General features: G+C 75.4%; 11 protein-coding genes and 3 tRNA genes. 6 read left to right on the top strand and 8 right to left on the bottom strand.

Annotation, left to right across the window (positions count from 1 at the left end):
* Positions 1-95 precede the first annotated feature (95 nt).
* Positions 96-953 carry an RNA polymerase sigma factor SigF gene (locus ABD345_RS00670; protein WP_344549649.1) on the top strand — a complete coding sequence of 286 codons (858 nt, stop codon included), beginning with the start codon at positions 96-98 and terminating at the stop codon, positions 951-953.
* 155 nt (positions 954-1108) lie between these two features.
* A complete protein-coding gene (locus ABD345_RS00675; protein WP_344549650.1) occupies positions 1109-1975 on the top strand; it encodes an RNA polymerase sigma factor SigF in 867 nt (288 codons plus the stop codon).
* A gap of 19 nt (positions 1976-1994) precedes the next feature.
* On the opposite strand, the gene ABD345_RS00680 is transcribed toward ABD345_RS00675, so the two are convergent.
* Together ABD345_RS00680 and ABD345_RS00685 are read right to left on the bottom strand one after the other, a co-directional pair.
* A complete protein-coding gene (locus ABD345_RS00680) occupies positions 1995-2846 on the bottom strand; it encodes a tyrosine-protein phosphatase (protein ID WP_344549651.1) in 852 nt (283 codons plus the stop codon).
* A gap of 102 nt (positions 2847-2948) precedes the next feature.
* Positions 2949-3152 carry a hypothetical protein gene (locus ABD345_RS00685; RefSeq protein ID WP_344549652.1) on the bottom strand — a complete coding sequence of 68 codons (204 nt, stop codon included), beginning with the start codon at positions 3150-3152 and terminating at the stop codon, positions 2949-2951.
* A gap of 150 nt (positions 3153-3302) precedes the next feature.
* Between ABD345_RS00685 and ABD345_RS00690 the strand changes: the two genes are divergently transcribed.
* Positions 3303-4259 (top strand): aldo/keto reductase, encoded by a 957-nt coding sequence (locus ABD345_RS00690; protein ID WP_344549653.1) that lies wholly within the window; start codon positions 3303-3305, stop codon positions 4257-4259.
* Positions 4260-4329: 70 nt separating this feature from the next.
* On the opposite strand, the gene ABD345_RS00695 is transcribed toward ABD345_RS00690, so the two are convergent.
* The 3 genes from ABD345_RS00695 to ABD345_RS00705 all read right to left on the bottom strand — a co-directional run bounded on the left by ABD345_RS00695 (position 4330) and on the right by ABD345_RS00705 (position 10643).
* The gene (locus ABD345_RS00695; RefSeq protein WP_344549654.1) at positions 4330-5286 is read right to left on the bottom strand and encodes a C40 family peptidase; all 957 of its coding nucleotides are present in this window, start codon (positions 5284-5286) and stop codon (positions 4330-4332) included.
* Complete coding sequence (locus tag ABD345_RS00700; RefSeq protein WP_344549656.1) at positions 5283-6650, bottom strand: SPFH domain-containing protein; 1368 nt, start codon at positions 6648-6650, stop codon at positions 5283-5285. The genes ABD345_RS00695 and ABD345_RS00700 overlap by 4 nt, the downstream gene beginning before the upstream one ends.
* Positions 6651-6860: 210 nt before the next feature.
* Complete coding sequence (locus ABD345_RS00705) at positions 6861-10643, bottom strand: Ig-like domain-containing protein (RefSeq protein WP_344549657.1); 3783 nt, start codon at positions 10641-10643, stop codon at positions 6861-6863.
* 299 nt (positions 10644-10942) lie between these two features.
* Between ABD345_RS00705 and ABD345_RS00710 the strand changes: the two genes are divergently transcribed.
* Entirely contained in the window at positions 10943-11359 is a 417-nt protein-coding gene (locus ABD345_RS00710; protein ID WP_344549658.1) for a globin domain-containing protein, read from the top strand.
* Between the two features lie 10 nt (positions 11360-11369).
* Complete coding sequence (locus tag ABD345_RS00715; protein WP_344549659.1) at positions 11370-12569, top strand: globin domain-containing protein; 1200 nt, start codon at positions 11370-11372, stop codon at positions 12567-12569.
* A gap of 113 nt (positions 12570-12682) precedes the next feature.
* Here the strand turns inward: ABD345_RS00715 and ABD345_RS00720 are convergent.
* The 3 genes from ABD345_RS00720 to ABD345_RS00730 all read right to left on the bottom strand — a co-directional run bounded on the left by ABD345_RS00720 (position 12683) and on the right by ABD345_RS00730 (position 13174).
* Positions 12683-12758, bottom strand: a tRNA-Arg gene (locus tag ABD345_RS00720).
* A 34-nt stretch (positions 12759-12792) separates the two neighbouring features.
* Positions 12793-12868 (bottom strand) — tRNA-Arg (locus ABD345_RS00725).
* A gap of 215 nt (positions 12869-13083) precedes the next feature.
* Positions 13084-13174: transfer RNA gene (locus ABD345_RS00730), tRNA-Ser, on the bottom strand.
* A gap of 202 nt (positions 13175-13376) precedes the next feature.
* Here ABD345_RS00730 and ABD345_RS00735 point away from each other — a divergent pair.
* The gene (locus ABD345_RS00735; RefSeq protein ID WP_344549660.1) at positions 13377-16715 is read left to right on the top strand and encodes a PAS domain-containing protein; all 3339 of its coding nucleotides are present in this window, start codon (positions 13377-13379) and stop codon (positions 16713-16715) included.

Consider the following 16715-nt stretch of genomic DNA (forward strand, 5'->3'; position numbering starts at 1 on the left):
GCCTCCGCCGGGTACTTGCCCGGCCACAGAGCCACTTGTGATGCTATGACCGGTTTTGCCGGAATTTGGCGAGGTGGTTCTCAAGGGAGGGTGAGGTGTCCGTGCGGACGCAGCAGGGCAGTGCGCCCGAGGACCGGGTCGAGGAGCCGCCGGACCCGGTCGAACTGGCCTCCCGCCGCCCCGGCGCGCGCGGCGCGGTGGACGTCCGCACCCTCACCCGGGTGCTGTTCGAACGGCTCGCCGAACTGCCGCCGGACGCCCCCGAGCGGGTCCGGGTCCGCTCCGCCCTGATCGAGGTCAACATCCCGCTGGTCCGCTACGCCGCCACCCGGTTCCGCAGCCGCAGCGAACCGATGGAGGACATCGTCCAGGTCGGCACCATCGGCCTGATCAACGCGATCGACCGCTTCGACCCCGAGCGCGGCGTCCAGTTCCCCACCTACGCGCTGCCGACCATCCTCGGCGAGATCAAGCGCTACTTCCGCGACAACGTCCGCACCATGCACGTCCCGCGCCGCCTCCAGGAGCTCTGGGTCCAGGTCAGCGGCGCCATGGAGGAGTTGACGGTCACCCACGGCCGGGTCCCCAAGGTCCCCGAGATCGCCGCCAACCTGCGCATCCCCGAGGAGGACGTCCGGGCCTGCCTGGACGCCGGCCGCGCCTACAACGCCGCCTCCCTGGAGGCCGCCCAGGAGCACGAGGGCGGCCTCGCCCTGCTCGACCGGCTCGGCTACGAGGACTCCGCCCTCACCGACGTCGAGCACCGCGACATGGTCCGCCACCTGCTGGTCCAGCTCCCCGAGCGGGAGCGGCGGATCATCATGCTGCGGTTCTTCGCCAACCTCACCCAGTCGCAGATCTCCACCGAACTCGGCATGTCCCAGATGCACGTCTCCCGGCTGCTGTCCCGGATCCTGTCCCGGCTGCGCACCGGGAACTCCTGGGAGGAGTGAGTCGCCTCCTGTTTCCCCGCGTCACCGGCGAGTGACGAGTCGAGACGTTCGGGTTTGCCGGGGCCGGTGGGCCGGTATTGAGGAGTCAGACCCGTCAGCCGGGAACCACTGTGCGGTGGCGCCCGTTCGACAGACAGTCACGAGGGGGTGGGCGCGTGTTCACAGAACCTGGCAGTGCGGTCATCGAAGTCGAAACCCAGGCCGAAGCCGTCGTCGTATCGATCCCGGCCCAGGCCGGTCCCGTCGAGGCCCCCGACCGGGCCCTCGACACCCGCACGCTGTCGCGCGCGCTGTTCCGCCGGCTCGCCGGGCTGGAGTCCGGCAGCGCCGAGCACGCCTACGTGCGGGACACCCTGATCGAGCTCAACCTGCCGCTGGTCCGGTACGCCTCCGCGCGCTTCCGCAGCCGCAACGAGCCGATGGAGGACATCGTCCAGGTCGGCACCATCGGCCTGATCAAGGCCATCGACCGCTTCGACCCGGACCGCGGCGTCGAGTTCCCGACCTTCGCCATGCCCACCGTGGTCGGCGAGATCAAGCGCTTCTTCCGGGACACCAGCTGGTCCGTGCGCGTCCCGCGCCGCCTCCAGGAGCTCCGCCTGGCCCTCACCAAGGCCGGCGACGAGCTCTCCCAGCGGCTCGACCGCTCCCCCACCGTCCCCGAACTCGCCGCCTACCTCGGCGTCTCCGAGGACGACGTGGTCGAGGGCCTCGCCGTCGGCAACGCGTACACCGCCAGCTCGCTCGACTCCACCCCCGCGGAGGACGACGGCGGCGACGGCCCGCTCGCCGACCGCCTCGGCTACGAGGACCTCGCCCTCGAAGGCGTCGAGTACCGCGAGTCGCTCAAGCCGCTGCTCGCCAAGCTCCCGCCCCGCGAGCGCCGGATCATCATGCTGCGCTTCTTCGGGAACCTGACGCAGTCCCAGATCGGCGAGGAGATCGGCATCTCCCAGATGCACGTCTCCCGGCTGCTCACCAAGACGCTCGCCCACCTCCGCGAGGGCCTCACGGCGGAGTGAGCGGGGCCGGCGGGCCTGGTCAGACCGTGCAGGCCCGCCGCAGCCGCAGCAGGTGCTCCTCGGTCAGCCCCAGTCCGTCCTGCCAGAAGTGCTCGAAGCCCGACCAGCCGAGGGCCAGCTCCTCGAACGCGGCCTCCAGGTAGACCGCCTCCGCCCGGGCCAGCGGCCGTATCAGCGGGTCCACCCGGGCGATCAGGGCGGCCGCCCGCTCGTTGGTGAGCAGGTAGTCCGCCAGGACGCTCTCCCGGTCCACGCCGAGGGCGGTGAGCAGCAGGGCCGCCGTCCAACCGGTGCGGTCCTTGCCGGCCGTGCAGTGGAAGAGCAGCGGCGCGCCGTCCGCCTCGGCGGCCAGCCGCAGGACGGCGGCGAAGCGGGAGCGGGCGACCGGGTCGGTGACGAACCAGCGGTACATCGAGACCATCATCGCGGTGCCCCGCCCGTCGCCGAGGACCGCGTGCATCGCCACCGGGTCGGCGCCGCCGCCCAGCACCCGGCGCAGCTCCACGTACAGGTCGAAGTCCTCGGAGAACACCGGCAGGTGGTGCAGGGTCGGCCCGAGGCCGTCGAGCGCCGGGACGGTGAGCGGCTGCGCCGCGTCCGCCGGCAGCAGCGCCGGGGGCAGCCCGGGGACGAGGTCGGCGCCCAGGTGGCGCACCTCGTCGAGGCTGCGCAGGTCCACCACGTGGCGCAGCCCGATCGCGCCGAGCAGCGCCCGGTCGCCCTCGCCGAGCCGGCTGAGCGCCTCGGTGCGCAGCAGCGCGCCGCCGCGCACGGTGCGGCCGTCCGCGGTGCGGTAGCCGCCCAGGTCACGGGCGTTGACGGCGGCGGCCAGGCCGAGGCTCCTGGCGGTCTCGGTGGGCGGCGCGGTCACGGGTGCCTCCTGGCGGCGGTGCGGCGGACCCGGACAGTGTAGGCGCGCCCGACGGCGGGACCGCCCGGACGTCCGGTCGGCCCCGTGCGGGCGCGCGGAGTGCTACTTGACGGCCAGCCAGATCACGCCGGCGATGACCACCAGGGCCACGATCGCGCCGATGACGATCACCGGGGTGCGGCTCGACGAGGAGCTGCTGCTGCCGTAGGTGGTGACGGTGCCCGGGGCCTGCGCGGCCGGGGCCTCGTCGACGAACGCCCGGAACATCTGGGTCGATCCGGCGGGGTCGTAGTCGTTGTCAGCCATGGAACGGGACTCTAGCCGCCCCGGGCCGCCCCCCGACACCCCGGTCCCCGTCCCGGAACGGGTCTGCACGGACCCCTCACCCCGGACGGGCCGGGCGTGGACGCACGGCCCGGCGGAATCAAGCCCGACCCGAACGGGTTGTCTCCGTTCATGACCAACAGTGACGCCCCCCGGGTGCCCCTCGGCCCCTCCGACCTCGCCGTCTCCCCGCTGTCCCTCGGCGGCAACGTGTTCGGCTGGACGGCCGACGCCGAGCAGTCCTTCGCCGTGCTCGACGCCTACGCGGCGGCCGGCGGCAACTTCATCGACACCGCGGACGTCTACTCGAACTGGGCGCCGGGCAACTCCGGCGGCGAGTCGGAGACCGTGATCGGCGACTGGCTGCGCAGCCGCGGCAACCGCGAGCAGATCGTGGTCGCCACCAAGGTCGGCATGCTGCCGGGCCTGGACAACCTGCGGCCGGAGACCATCCGGCAGGGCGCCGAGGCGTCGCTGCGCCGGCTCGGCGTGGAGCGGATCGACCTGTTCTACACGCACAAGGACGACCCGGACACCCCGGTCGAGGAGATCGTCGGTGCGCTGGACGCACTGGTCCGCGAGGGCAAGGTGCGCGAGGTCGCCGCGTCCAACATCGGCCCGGAGCGGCTCGCCGCCTCGCTGGAGTTCGCCGCCCGCGAGGGCCTGGCCAAGTACGTCGCGGTGCAGCCGCACTACAACCTGGTCTCCCGCGACACCTACGAGGGCCCGCTGGCGGACGTCGTCGCCGAGCACGGCCTGTCCGTCGTCCCGTACTTCGCCCTCGCCGCGGGCTTCCTGACCGGCAAGTACCGTCCGGGCGCGAGCGTCGACTCGGCCCGGGCCCAGGGCGCCGCCAAGTACCTGGACGACCCGCGCGGCCCGCGGGTGCTCGCCGCCCTGGACCAGGTCGCCGGGGCGCACGGCGTGCAGGTCGCCACGGTGGCGCTGGCCTGGCTGGCCGCGCAGCCGACGGTGGCGGCCCCGCTGGCCAGCGCCCGCACCGTCGAGCAGCTGCCGCCGCTGCTGGCCGCCGCCGCGCTGGAGCTGACCGAGGCGGAGCTCAAGCTGCTCTCCGAAGCCTCCGCCTGACCGTCCCGGCAGCACGACGGCGCCCCTCCCGCCGCACTGCGGGAGGGGCCCCGTCGTTCCCGGGCCGCCGTCAGGGGCGGCCGAAGAAGTCCGGGTAGTAACCGCTGTTGAGGCGGGAGACCCGGACGTCCTTGCCGGGGCGCGGGGCTTCCACGTACGTCCCGTCACCGAGGTAGATGGCCACGTGGTGGATGCCGGAGACCCGGCCGTTGCTGGACCAGAACACCAGGTCGCCGCGCTGGAGCTGCCCGGAGCCGATCGGGGTGGCGGCCCGGTACTGGTCGTCGGCGACCCGCGGGGTGGAGACCCCGGCCCGGCGGAACGCCTGCTGGACCAGGCCCGAGCAGTCGAACCCGTTCGGCCCGTTGCCGCCCCACACGTACGGCTTGCCGACCTGCGCCAGCGCGTAGGACACCGCCGCCTCGACCCCGCTCGCGGCACCCTGCCCGGCCGACTGCCCCGCCGACTGCCCGGAGGAGCCGCGGTCGCCGGTCCGGTCCACGTAGACGTCGTGGTGGCTGGTGTAGCGCCACTGGCCGGCCTCGTTCTTGAACCAGTAGACCTTGCCGTCCCACCCCTGCCGGATCCCTCCGGAGGACTGCGCGGGCTGCTGCGGGCGGGCCTGCGGCTCCGCGCTCCCCGAACCGCCGGTGCGGGCGAGGTAGACGTCGTACCACTTGGTGTAGCGCCACTGGCCGGCCTCGTTCTTGAACCAGTACACCTTGCCGTCCCAGCCGGGGCCGGACGGCGCGGGCATCGCCTGCGCGGTGGTCGCGCCGACCCCGAGGCCGACCGCTCCCACCCCCGCCAGCACCGTGGTGGCCAGGCAGGCCGACCGCACGGCGCGGTGTATTCGGCCCGACCGCTCGGCCGCGGCGGACCCGCCGGTGCGGGCCGCCGGCCGGGCGCACGCGGCGCACCGGCAGGCTGACGCACCGTCGGATTCGGCGAAGCCCAGCAGCGGGGCCCCGGAGAAGTCCGGGAGGTCGGCGGGGTCGGTGGATATCGAGGCGAGCGCGGTCGTCACGCGGGCTTCCCTTCCTTGCGGTTCGGGCGGGCTGCCGGGGCGGGCACCGAAGCGGTGACCCCGGCCGGGGCGACGAACGCGACCAGCAACTGCTCCATCAGGGCGCTGCGCGCGCTGTCGTCCAGTTCGTGCGCGGTGGCGCGCTCCAGGCGCCGCACCGCGAGGGCCGCGGCCTCCACCGCGTCGTCCACCAGGACGGTCCGCAGCCCGGCGTCCAGGTCCGCGAGCCGGCGGCGGCGCATCGACTCGGCGACCTCCGGCGCGTAGTCCAGGGCCAGCGGCTGCACCGAGTACACCTCGACCCCGGCCGGGGCGGTCTCGGCGGCCAGCGCCCGGGTCAGCTCGTCGGCGAACCACTGGCCGTCGCGCAGCGCGGGCCCCGGCGCGGAGTTCGAGTCGCACGGCAGCAGGGAGGCGGTTCGGGTGAGGACGGCCTGCACCTGCTCGCGCAGATACGTTTCGTGATCGGCGATGCCCAGCGTCACCCGCGCGGTGTCCTTGACCCGCCACACGATCAGCAGCCGCACCACCAGCGGCGTCCCGGCCCGGTCGGTGACCCGCACCGGCTCGCTGCGCCAGTGCCGCAGCCGGACGTCCACCCGGTGGCGGCGCAGCATCGGGTTCACCCAGAGCAGGCCGGTGCGGCGGACGGTGCCCCGGTAGCGGCCCCAGCGGGTCAGCACCCGGGTCTCGCCGCCCGGGTTGGACAGCAGGCCGCCGAGCGCGGCCAGCACCGCCAGCCCGATCCCGCTGACCGCGGCGAGCGTCCCGTCGCCGACCTCGGCCCGGCCGCTCGCCCTCGCCGCCGCGCCGCGCAGGTCGGGCACCCCCGGCAGGTCGGGCAGCGCCCCGGCCCGGGCCAGCACCAGCAGCGCCCCGGCCGTCCCGGCCAGCAGCACCAGCAGCGGCAGCCAGCCGGGCAGGGCGAACGCGCGCCGCTCGCGCAACGACTGGTCCGCGCGCGGCGGTCGGCGGTGGGTCGCGGCGTCCGCGACCGTCGGGTGCGCCGCCTGCCGCTGCGCGGTGGCCGCGCTGAGCCGGCGCAGCCCGGGGGCGGCGGGCGCGGGGGCGGCGGTTTGCGTGCTGTCGGGTTCGACGGTGCCGCGCGGCCCGGGCGGGAACGCGGACGGCTCGTCCGCGCCGACCGGCAGCAGGGCGACGGCCTCGGCGGCCGCGCCCACCACCGGGATCGGCTGGGTGGCCGGGCCCCGGTCGAGGGCGTCCTCGGCCGGGGCGGCCGTGATCAGCGGCTTGGTCACCGCCTTGGCGACCGCCTTGGTGAGTTGGGTCGCACCGACCGGGGGCTCGGGTGCGGCGGGGGGTCGGGAGTTGGGTCGCGGCGAGGAGTCGCGGGTGACGTCCATGCACGTGTCCTAAGGGTCAGAGTGTCGCGCAACGGGCGGCCCGGATCTGACGGGCAGTGCCAGACTCAGGCTAGGTTGATAAGTCATCAAATGCGACATTTACCAGGCGGTGTGTCGATTTGTCCGCTATGCGGATGCGAGTCGGCCCGCCCGCCCTGAACTGCGGGAACGAGCGGGCCGACCGGGAACGGGGACCGATCGAACGGTCCGTCAACGGCGCCGGGTGCCACTCCCCCGGCCGAACACCCGGCGGGTCAGCAGCCCGACCGCCGCCGCGATCAGCAGCGCCCCGCAGGCCAGCCCGCGCCACCCGGTGGCCGCCGCCCGGTGCGCCGCCGCCACCGCGTCCGGCGGCGGAGCGGCCGGCGTCCGCGACTGCGCGGCCGCCTCCGCCGGAACCCGCGCCCCGGGCTCGGCGGCGGGCTCCGCCGCGGCGTCGTCCGCCGCCGCACCTTCCGCCGCAGCACCGTTCGCCGGGGCCGGAGCGGACGCCCCCGCGACGGGTGACGGAGCGGCGGACGGCACCGTCGCGGCGGCCGAAGCCTTCCGGGTCGCCGTCGGCACCACCGGCGACGGCGTGCCGACCGGCGGCGTCGCGACCGGCGGGCGCGTGGTCGCGGGCGCCGACCGGGTCGGCGCGGCCGTCCCGGGCACCACCTGCCGCGCCGGCACCCCGGGCGGGGCCGGCTCCGGCGCGGCCCGCCCGTCCACCGGCTCGACCGCCGACGGCGGCTCCGGCGTCCCGGGTGCCTCCGGCGCGGGCGACGGTGCGACCGGGACCAACGGGCTCGGCACGTCCACCGGCTGATCCCCCGTCGGAGCGGCGGACGCCACCGGCACCACGATCGGCAGCACCTCCGACGGCACCGGCAGCGTCAACGCGGGCTCGACCGAGGTGTCCGCGGCGGACGGCACGGCGGAGGGAGACGGCGACGCGCTCACCGACGCGGACGGCGCGGGTTCGGGCGTGGACCCGGACACCGGGCTGACGACCGCACCGCCCTGCCCACCCGCCGGCGGCACCACGACCGGCAGCAACTCCGGCGGCACCGTCACCGTCACCTCCGGCTCCACCGGAGACGGCGGCACCGGGGGCGCGACCGACGGAACGGGGCTCGCCGACGCACCGGAGGCCGAAGCGGACGCGGACGCCGACGCCGAAGCGGACACGCTCGGACTCGGACTCGCGCTCCCGGCCACCCCGCTCTGCCCACCCGTGGACGGCACCGGCACGGTCGCCGAAGGCTCCACCGAGGGGGCAGCGCTCGACGGCACCCCGGACGGGCTCAGGCTCGCGTCAGCACTCGCGCTCGGGCTGGGACTCGGCGCACCGCCCTGGTCGCCCGTCGGCGGCACCACGACCGGCAGCACCTCCGGCGGCACCGACGGCACGTCAGGCACCGAAACCGACGCCAACCCGGACGGGCTCGGGCTCGCGTCAGCACTCGCGCTCGGGCCGGGACTCGGCGCACCGCTCTGGTCGCCCGTCGGCGGCACCACGACCGGCAACAGCTCCGGCGGCACCGGCACCGTCACCTCCGGCTCCACCGGAGGCGGCGGCACCGACGGCACCTCGGGCACCGAAACCGACGCCGCCCCGGACGGGCTCAGGCTCGCGTCAGCGCTCGCGCTCGCACTCGCACTCGCACTCGCACTCGCACTCGCACTCGCACTCGGGCTCGCCGTACCACTCGTACTCGGGCCGGAACTCACCGTCGTACTCGGGCTCGCGTCAGCACTCGGGCTCGGGCTCCCCCCGCCCGGTGTCGCGGCGATGCGGACCGGCACCGGATCGCCCGGGGTGCCGTTGCCCGCGGGGTCGGTCGCGGTGGGGAGGAGGGTGAGGCCGCCGGAGGCGAGGTCGCGGGCGGGGGTGCAGGACCAGGTGCCGTCGGGGGCGGTGACGGCGCTGCAGACGGTGGTGCGTTCGTCGCCGTGGCCGGTCGCGGCGGTGACGGTGACGGTGGTGCCGGGTTCGGCGCGGCCGGAGAGCTTGGGGCGGGCGGTGTGCAGGAGTTCGCCGCTGCCGGGGGTGGTGAGCTGCGGGCGGTCGGGGGCGGTGGTGTCGACGGTGAGCGTGACCGTCTTGCCGTCCGAGCGGTTGCCCGCGCCGTCGTCGGCGTGCGGGGTGAGCCGGTAGCCGCCGTCGGCGAGGTTCTCGACCGGCAGGCAGGACCAGGTGCCGTCGGCGGCGACCGCGGTGGAGCAGAGTTCGCCGCCGCTGCGGTCGGGGGCGTCCGCGGTGACGGTGACGGTGGAGCCGGGTTCGCCGAGGCCGGTGAGCAGCAGGCCGGGGTCGTTGGTGTAGGCGGGCAGGGTGAGCACGGGGGCGGTGGGGGGCGTGGTCCTGACGGTCAGGCGGAACTCGTCGCCGCGCAGCACCATGCCGCTGCGGGTGGTCTCCACCGGGACGAGGGTGTGGGTCCCCTCGTCCAGGGCCCGGTCGGGGCGGCAGCTCCACGAGCCGTCGCTGCCGGCCTTGGCGGTGCACAGAGTGGTGCCGTTCTCCTGGACGGCGACGGCCGCTCCGGGGACCGCGCCGTCGCCGCGGAACTCGGGGCGGGTCTCCCGGGTGGTGCTGCCGGGGACGGGGAGACCGACCTGGGGTTTGGCGGCGCCGATCGAGATGCCGGTCTTCTGGTCGACGACCTGCCCGGAGTCGGCGAAGCCGCCGGGGGCGACGAGTTGGGAGCCGTTGCGGGCCAGCCGCAGCCGGACCCAGGTGTCGCCGCTGGTGGCCCCGGCCGGGACCTGCCACTCCAGGGCGGCGCGGTCCGCCCCGGCGGGCACCTCGGCCTGGACCCGCTCCAGCGGGTCGAAGCGGCCGTTGTGGTCGAAGTCGATCCAGCCGGCCAGCACGGCGGGGGCGTCGCCGGCGTTCACCGGCACGTCCAGGTGGTAGTAGCGGCCGACGGCGGTCTCGGCGGGGAAGGACAGCGTCGGGTCGGCGCCCTGGTACTCGGCGCGGCCGGGCTGGAGCAGCGGCGGGGGCGGGCTGGCCCAGGGGCTGCGGCGGCTCTCCCCGCCGTCGACCTCCACGCTGGGGGCGACCGGGCCGGCGTCGGGGGACGGCGGCGGCGGGGCCGCGGGCGGGCCGGGCAGCAGCGGCTCCTCGACGGACTGGGCGAGGCCGGTGCGGGCCCGGGTCGCCGAGGTGGCGGCGTCCTGCCCGAGGAAGAGGTCGGACACCAGGTGGGAGACGTTCCCGTACTCCTGCGGGGCGCTGCCGAGGCCCTCGTCGAGGGTGACGGTGTACGCCTGGCGGGGCGGGGCGGGTGGGGTGGTGGAGCCGTTCTCGGCGGTGGAGCGCTGCTCGACGCGCAGCGACACGGTGGAGACGGTGCCGGCCAGTTCGAGGGTGCCGGAGCCGTCGGCCGGGCCGGCGGAGCCGCCGTCGGGGCCGGGGGCGAGCTCGCCGGAGCCGACCGTCCAGCCGTGCCAGCCGGTGCGGCCGACCAGGGCGGGGGCGGCGGGGCTGCCGCCGGTGACGGTCAGCCGGGTGCCGGTGGTGGTGCTGCCGTCCTTCGAAGTGGCGGTGCCCGCGAGGCCGCTGACGTGCAGTCGGGGATTGCGGACCGGGCGGGAGAAGGAGAGCTGGAGGGTGCCGAGGGTGTGCCAGGAGCCGTCGGCGCGGGGGCGGCGCTCGGCGGCCAGGAAGGTCTCGGCGGGGTCGCCGGGGCGGATGCCGTCGGTGTAGGGGCTGCCGCTGCCGCCGGGGAGGTCGGCGAGCTTGCCGGGGGCGGTGTCGACGCTCACGCCGGGGACGGCCGCGTAGTCGAACTGGACGGCGAGGCCGGAGGGCAGCACGGCGCGCCGCTCGGCGGACCAGGCGTCCGGGGTCTGCTGGGCGGCGGTCGGCGGGGCGAGGGCGCCGGTGAGCAGGCCGGTGGCGATCAGGACGGCGGTGCGGCGGCCGATCCCGGGCCGCGGCCGTTCACCGTCGGCCGGGCGGACGTCGGGGGCCGGGGCCCGGTGGGGGGACTGTCGGCACATCCGGCTCTCCTCTCGGTGTCGTCGGCCGCCGGAATCGCGGTCCGACCGCCATGCACCCGAATGCTCATGACGATCCGACAAAAGGGAATCACGATCTGGTTTCGGTCATACCGCGACACCTGGTCATTTCATCCGACACCACTCGATTGGTGGGCACTCGGTCAGCAGCATCGGGATACCCGCCCGACCCACCGTCAACTCCCATGAAAGTGCATCAATCGGACGCTACTGCCCAGTTGTTGACCATTGGTCACGCTTCCCTGTTCGGATTGATGGGTTTATCAGTAGAGTCGGCGGGCGTGACGATCGATCCCACTCTCATCAAGACCAGCTTCGCCGCCGTCGAGCCGCACGGCAGCGAGGTCACCGCCTACTTCTACGCGCACCTGTTCGAGCACCACCCGGACGTGCGCAAGCTCTTCGCCGAGCACATGAACGAGCAGCAGGACCGCCTCTGGGCCGCCATCGGCACCCTGGTCAACAGGCTCGACGACACCGACACCGTGGTGAACGTGCTCCAGGGCCTCGGCCGCCGGCACGTCGGCTACGGCGCCCTCCCCGAGCACTTCCCGGCCGTCGGCGCCAGCCTGCTCGCCTCCCTCGCGCACTTCGCGGGCGACGCCTGGACCCCGGAGATCGAAGCCTCGTGGACGGCGCTCTACGGCGTCATCACGGATGTCATGAGCGCGGCAATGGCCGAAGAGACCACGGGCTGAGAGCCCCCCGGTGCCCTTCGACCCCGCGGTCATCCGCGCCAGCTTCGCCGTCGTCGAGCGCCGCGCCGATCAGCTGACCAAGTTCTTCTACGCCCACCTGTTCACCAACAACCCCGGTGTCGAAGAGCTCTTCCCGGCCAGGCTCGCCGAACAGCGCGACCGCCTGTTCGCCGCGCTCACCCAGCTCGTGGTGCGGCTGGAGGAGCCGGAGAAGCTCACCGGCTACCTGGCGGCACTCGGGCGCGACCACCGGAAGTTCCAGGCCGCGCCCGAGCACTACCCCGCCGTCGGCGCCAGCCTGATCGCCGCGCTCAAGCACTTCTCCGGCCACTACTGGACCCCCGAGATCGAGAAGGCCTGGCTGGAGGCGTACACCGTCATCTCGCAGGCCATGATCGACGCCGCCGCGGCCGTCCCCGAGTCCACCCCGCGCTGGTGGGACGCCGAGGTCGTCGGCCACCGCCGCGCCGCCCCCGACCTCGCGGTGCTCACCCTGCGGCCCGACCGGCCGTACCCGTACACCGCGGGCCAGTACCTGACGGTCTGCTCCGACCGTCGCCCGCAGGTCTGGCGGCCCTACTCCGTCGCCTGCGCCCCGCGTCCCGACCACACCCTGGAACTGCACGTCCGCCGGGTCCCCGACGGGCTGCTGTCCACCGCGCTGGTCGACGAGGTCCGGCGCGGCGAGCGCCTCCGGCTCGGGCCGCCGCTCGGCGAGGCGGTGCTCGACCCGCACTCCGAGCGGCCGCTGCTGATGGTCGCCGCCGGCACCGGCTGGGCCCCGGTCAAGGCCCTGCTGGAACGGCTCGCCCAGGACGGCGGACGGCCCGCCACGGTCTTCGTCGCCGCCCGCGGGGACGAGGACCAGTACGACCTGGACGCCGTGCACGACCTGGTCAAGGAGCACGCCTGGCTGCACGCCGTGCTCTCCGCGCCCGAGCGCGGCGCCTCCCGCAGCGAGGCCGCCCGGCTGCTGCGCGAGGGCCTGGCCGGGTACGGGGACTGCTCCGGCCACGACGTCCACCTGGCCGGGCCGCCCGACCTGGTCCCCGCCGTCCGCGCCCAACTCCTGCAGCAGGGCGCCGAGTCCGAGCACGTCCGGCACGACCCCGTCACGGCCAGCTTCAACCGCAGCCGCCCGCTCACCCCCGCGGAGTGGTTCCTGGAGGAACGCGACGTGCCCTGGATCAACCGGACCGAACTCGGCTGACGCCGGCCCTGCCGCCCCCCGACCACCACAACGGGGGGCGGCAGGGCCGACGACACCCGCTCAGGCTCCCCGGGAACGACGAAGGCCCCGGGCGGAAACCCGGGGCCTTCGGCTGGTGCGCTCAGCAGGATTCGAACCTGCAACCTCTTGATCCGTAGTCAAGTGCTCTATCCGTTGAGCTATGAGCGCTCGGACGGCCCCTTGCGGAACCGCGAGCGGAGTTTGGTGCGCTCAGCAGGATTCGAACCTGCAACCTCTTGATCCGTAGTCAAGTGCTCTATCCGTTGAGCTATGAGCGCTCGCCCCGGCGGACTGGCCTCCTGGGCGGTGCGGGGACAACATTACATGACCGTCGACCTGGGGCGAAATCGATTGCCACCGGCCCCGTCCGGCCCCGTCAAGGGCACCGCCGGGGGAAGCCCGGGTGAACATTCGGCCGAACGTCCGGCGACCGCCCCGGCCCCGGACAACGCAGGAGCCCCGCCGGTCAGTGACCGACGGGGCTCCCGGTGAGCGGAGGCGGAGGGATTTGAACCCTCGATGGGCGGTAAAACCCAAACCGCATTAGCAGTGCGGCGCCATAGACCGGACTAGGCGACGCCTCCAACACCCGGACCGCGACCGGCACTCCGGCTGCGTTCCGTGCGACTGCGATGATGCCACAGCCAACGGCCCCGGCACCAACCACCACAACGATACTGGCCGGGTCGTCCACGGCGCAAAGAAGAATGAGATACTTCCCTCTCCGAGGAGAGCCAGAGCCGCCCGTCGCAGCGGCGGCCCGAAGCCGTGAGGAGACCTGTCGACGTGAGCAGCAGGCCGACCCGAGGCGCTGCTCGCCTCGCCGCGATACTCGATGCACTGCCCGAACCGCTGCTGCTGGTGAACAGCAACGGCACCGTGGTCGACGTCAACAAGGCCGCCGTGGAGAGCCTGCAGGCACCCGGCACCTCGTTGGTCGGCATGGGCGTGCTGGACCTGCTGCCGGAGTTCGACCCCAGTCGGATCCCGGGTTCAATGCGGCCCCCCGCGAGCGAGACCGAGAGCCTTGACCGACCGGTCCGAATGACCGCCCGCCGCACCGACGGCACCGCCTTCACCGTCGAGGTGTCCGGCAACGACTTCACCGACGAGGGCGGCGGGGAGGCGCACGGCTTCCTGTCCTTCAGCACCAACGACCGGGACCTGCTGCTGCTCCTGGTCCGCGACATGTCGGACCGGCTCGGCGTGGAGTCCGAACTCCGCCGCCAGCACAAGCAGACCGAGATGATCCTGCGGGCCGCCGCCGAGGGTGTCCTCGGCGTCGACCTGGAGGGCCGCGTGGTGCTGGTCAACCCGGCCGCCGCGCACATCCTGGACTTCCGGGCCAGCGAACTCGGCGGCCGCGAGCTGCACCCGCTGATCCAGCACTCGCAGCCCGACGGCAGCCCGCTGGCCGCCGAGAGCTCCGCACTGGTGGACACCCTGCACTCCGGCCGCAAGCACCGGATCCGCAACACCGTGCTGTGGCGCAAGGACGGCCGCCCGGTCACCGTCGACCTGACCACCGCCCCGGTCCGGGACGGCGAACAGCTGGTCGGCGCGGTGATGACCTTCACCGACCGCACCCACGAACTCGCCCTCGCCGCCCGCAACGAGCACCTCACCGCCGTCCTGGAGTCCGAACTCGGCGGGGCGCTCACCGCCCTGCACGGCCGGATCGACGCGCTCGCCGCCGACCCGGCCGGCCAGCTGTGGCCCGAGGCCAACTGGACGCTGCGCCGGCTCGCCGACGAGTGCCGCCGGTTCGGGAAGCTGATCGACGGCGTGCTGGAGCACCAGCGCTTCGAGGACGCCGCCGACCGCGGCAAGGCGTCCCTGGAACGCGAGCGGATCGGCCTGGACGAGGTCGTGCAGCTCGCCGTCGACCGCGCCGGGGAACTGGTCGGGCCCGGCCGGGTCCGCTACTCGGTGCACGCCGCCGCCGTGAAGGTGCTCGCCGACCGCGAGCGGCTCGCCCGGGCGCTCGCCCACCTGGTCGCCGACGTCAGCGGCGTCACGCCCGTCCCCGAGCCCGCCCGGGCCGAGGGCGAGGCCGCCCCCGCCGGGGTGCCGTTCGCCGGGCCCGCGCCGGCCGGCGAGCAGCCCCCGATGGTGGTGCTGGCCGCCGCCCGGCGCGGCGACGTGGCCCGGGTCGAGGTGCGCGGCCCCGCCCGCAGCTCCAGCAGCGTCCACCTGCCGATCGCCCGCGCCGCGGTCGAGCGGCACGGCGGCGTGCTGCAGCGCCACGACCTGCCCGCCGGGGCCGGCGCCACCTACGTGGTGGAACTGCCGCTCGACCCCGACGGCGACGCGTCCGGCGGGCCGGACAAGCAGCAGCACGTCCCGAAGGACTCCGACACCGCGATGATCCCGGACCTGCCGGGACAGGCCGCCCCGGTCGAACCGCGGCCCGCCGACGACGCCCCGGCGGCGGACCCGGCGGGGCAGGCCGCCGAGGCGCGCGCCGACGACACCCAGGGCTCCGGCCGGCGCCGGGCCCGGACCGCCGACGCCCCGGAGGCGCCGCGGCCCGAGCAGGCCCCGCGCGGGCCGATCGCGCTCGGCCCGGGCCCGGTCGACACCTCCGGCGGCGGCGTCGCCGCCGCCGGTGCCGCCGCCGACCAGGCCGAGGGCGCCGAGGGCGGCCCCCGCTCCGGCCGGCGGGCCCGCCGGGCCGCCGCGCAGGGCGCGTCCGGCGACAGCTCCGGGGCGCTGCACATCCCCGGCGTGCCCGACCCCGGGACGCCGGTCTACCCCGGCCTGGAGAACTCGCTGGCGGTCTCGACGCCGGAGCCGGTCACCCCGACCGCCCAGCCCACCGGGCGCCGGCGGCGGCTCGCGCTGCCCGCCGACCTGGCGGAGAGCGCCGAGGAGGTCACGGCGGTCCTGCCGCCCGTCCCCGCCGCCGACCCCGCACCGCCCACCGAACCGCCCGCCGGGGCGGCGCAGTCCGCCGCGCTGGAGGTCGCCCGGCCCGCCGCGCCGGCGCTGCCCGCCGCCGACCCCGCCGCCGGGGAGGACCGCCCGCAGCCGGTCGGCAGCGGACTGGGCGAACTGCTGCCACCGCGCCCGCTGGGCGGCTTCCAGGCCGCCTTCCCGGCCGCGTTCCCCGGCACCCCGGTGCCCGGCGCTCCGACCCCCGGCGCTCCGACCCCCGGCCAGGCGCCCGCCGCGAACGCACTGCCCGCGGGCGGGAGCACCCCGTCCGCGGTCGACCCGACGCTGCTGAACGGGCAGCGCCTGAACGGGCAGGCCCCGCAGGGCGCGCCGGGCGAGGGCGGCCCCGGGGCGGCCCTCGCGCTGCCCGGCGGCGCCCCGGTCGAGGGGCGCACCCCGCCCCGGCCGGTCGCCGAACTCGCCCCGGCCCGCGGGCAGGCGCCGGACGGCCCGCGCCCGCTGCTGGTGTGGCCCGAGCCCGACCCGTCCACCCGGGGCGCGCTGGAGGCCCGCGGCTTCAGCCCGGTCGTCGTCGCCTCCCGCGAGGAGGTCGACGCGCAGGTGCCGCAGACCCCCGCCGCGCTGTTCGTCGACCCGCTGACCGGGCCGATCACCCGCACCGCGCTGCAGTCGCTGCGCACCGCCGCGCTGGCCGGACGGGTGCCGGTGCTGCTGGCGGCCGGCCTCGGCCAGGCCACCCGGGACGCCGCGTACGGCGCCGACCCGGCGGTGCTGCTGCGGGCGCTCGCGCCCCGGGACGGCGAGAACCACGCGGCCCGGGTGCTGCTGGTGGAGTCCGACCCGGAGGTCGCGGCGGCGCTGGTGGCCAGCCTGGAGCGGCGCGGCATGCACGTCGAGCACGCCGCCGACGAGAACGAGGCGGTGGCCCGGGCCAGCAGCATCCAGCCGAACCTGGTGGTGCTGGACCTGCAGCGGATCGAGCGCCGCGACCTCGGGCTGCTCGACTGGCTGCGCGCCAACGACCGCCTGCACCGCACCCCGCTGGTCGTCTACACCTCGGCCGACCTGGATCCGCAGGCCCGGGCCGGACTGCGCACCGGCGAGAACGTGCTGTTCCTCGCCGAGCGCTCCACCACCGAGGACGTGCAGGGCCGGATCGTCGAACTCCTGGCCCGGATCGGCGCGTTGGGCCAGGTCGTGGCGGCGGGCAGCGGCGCCTCGTTCTGA

Origin of the sequence: Kitasatospora saccharophila (assembly GCF_039529925.1) — a bacterium.
In the GTDB taxonomy this organism is placed as follows: Bacteria; Actinomycetota; Actinomycetes; order Streptomycetales; family Streptomycetaceae; genus Kitasatospora; species Kitasatospora saccharophila.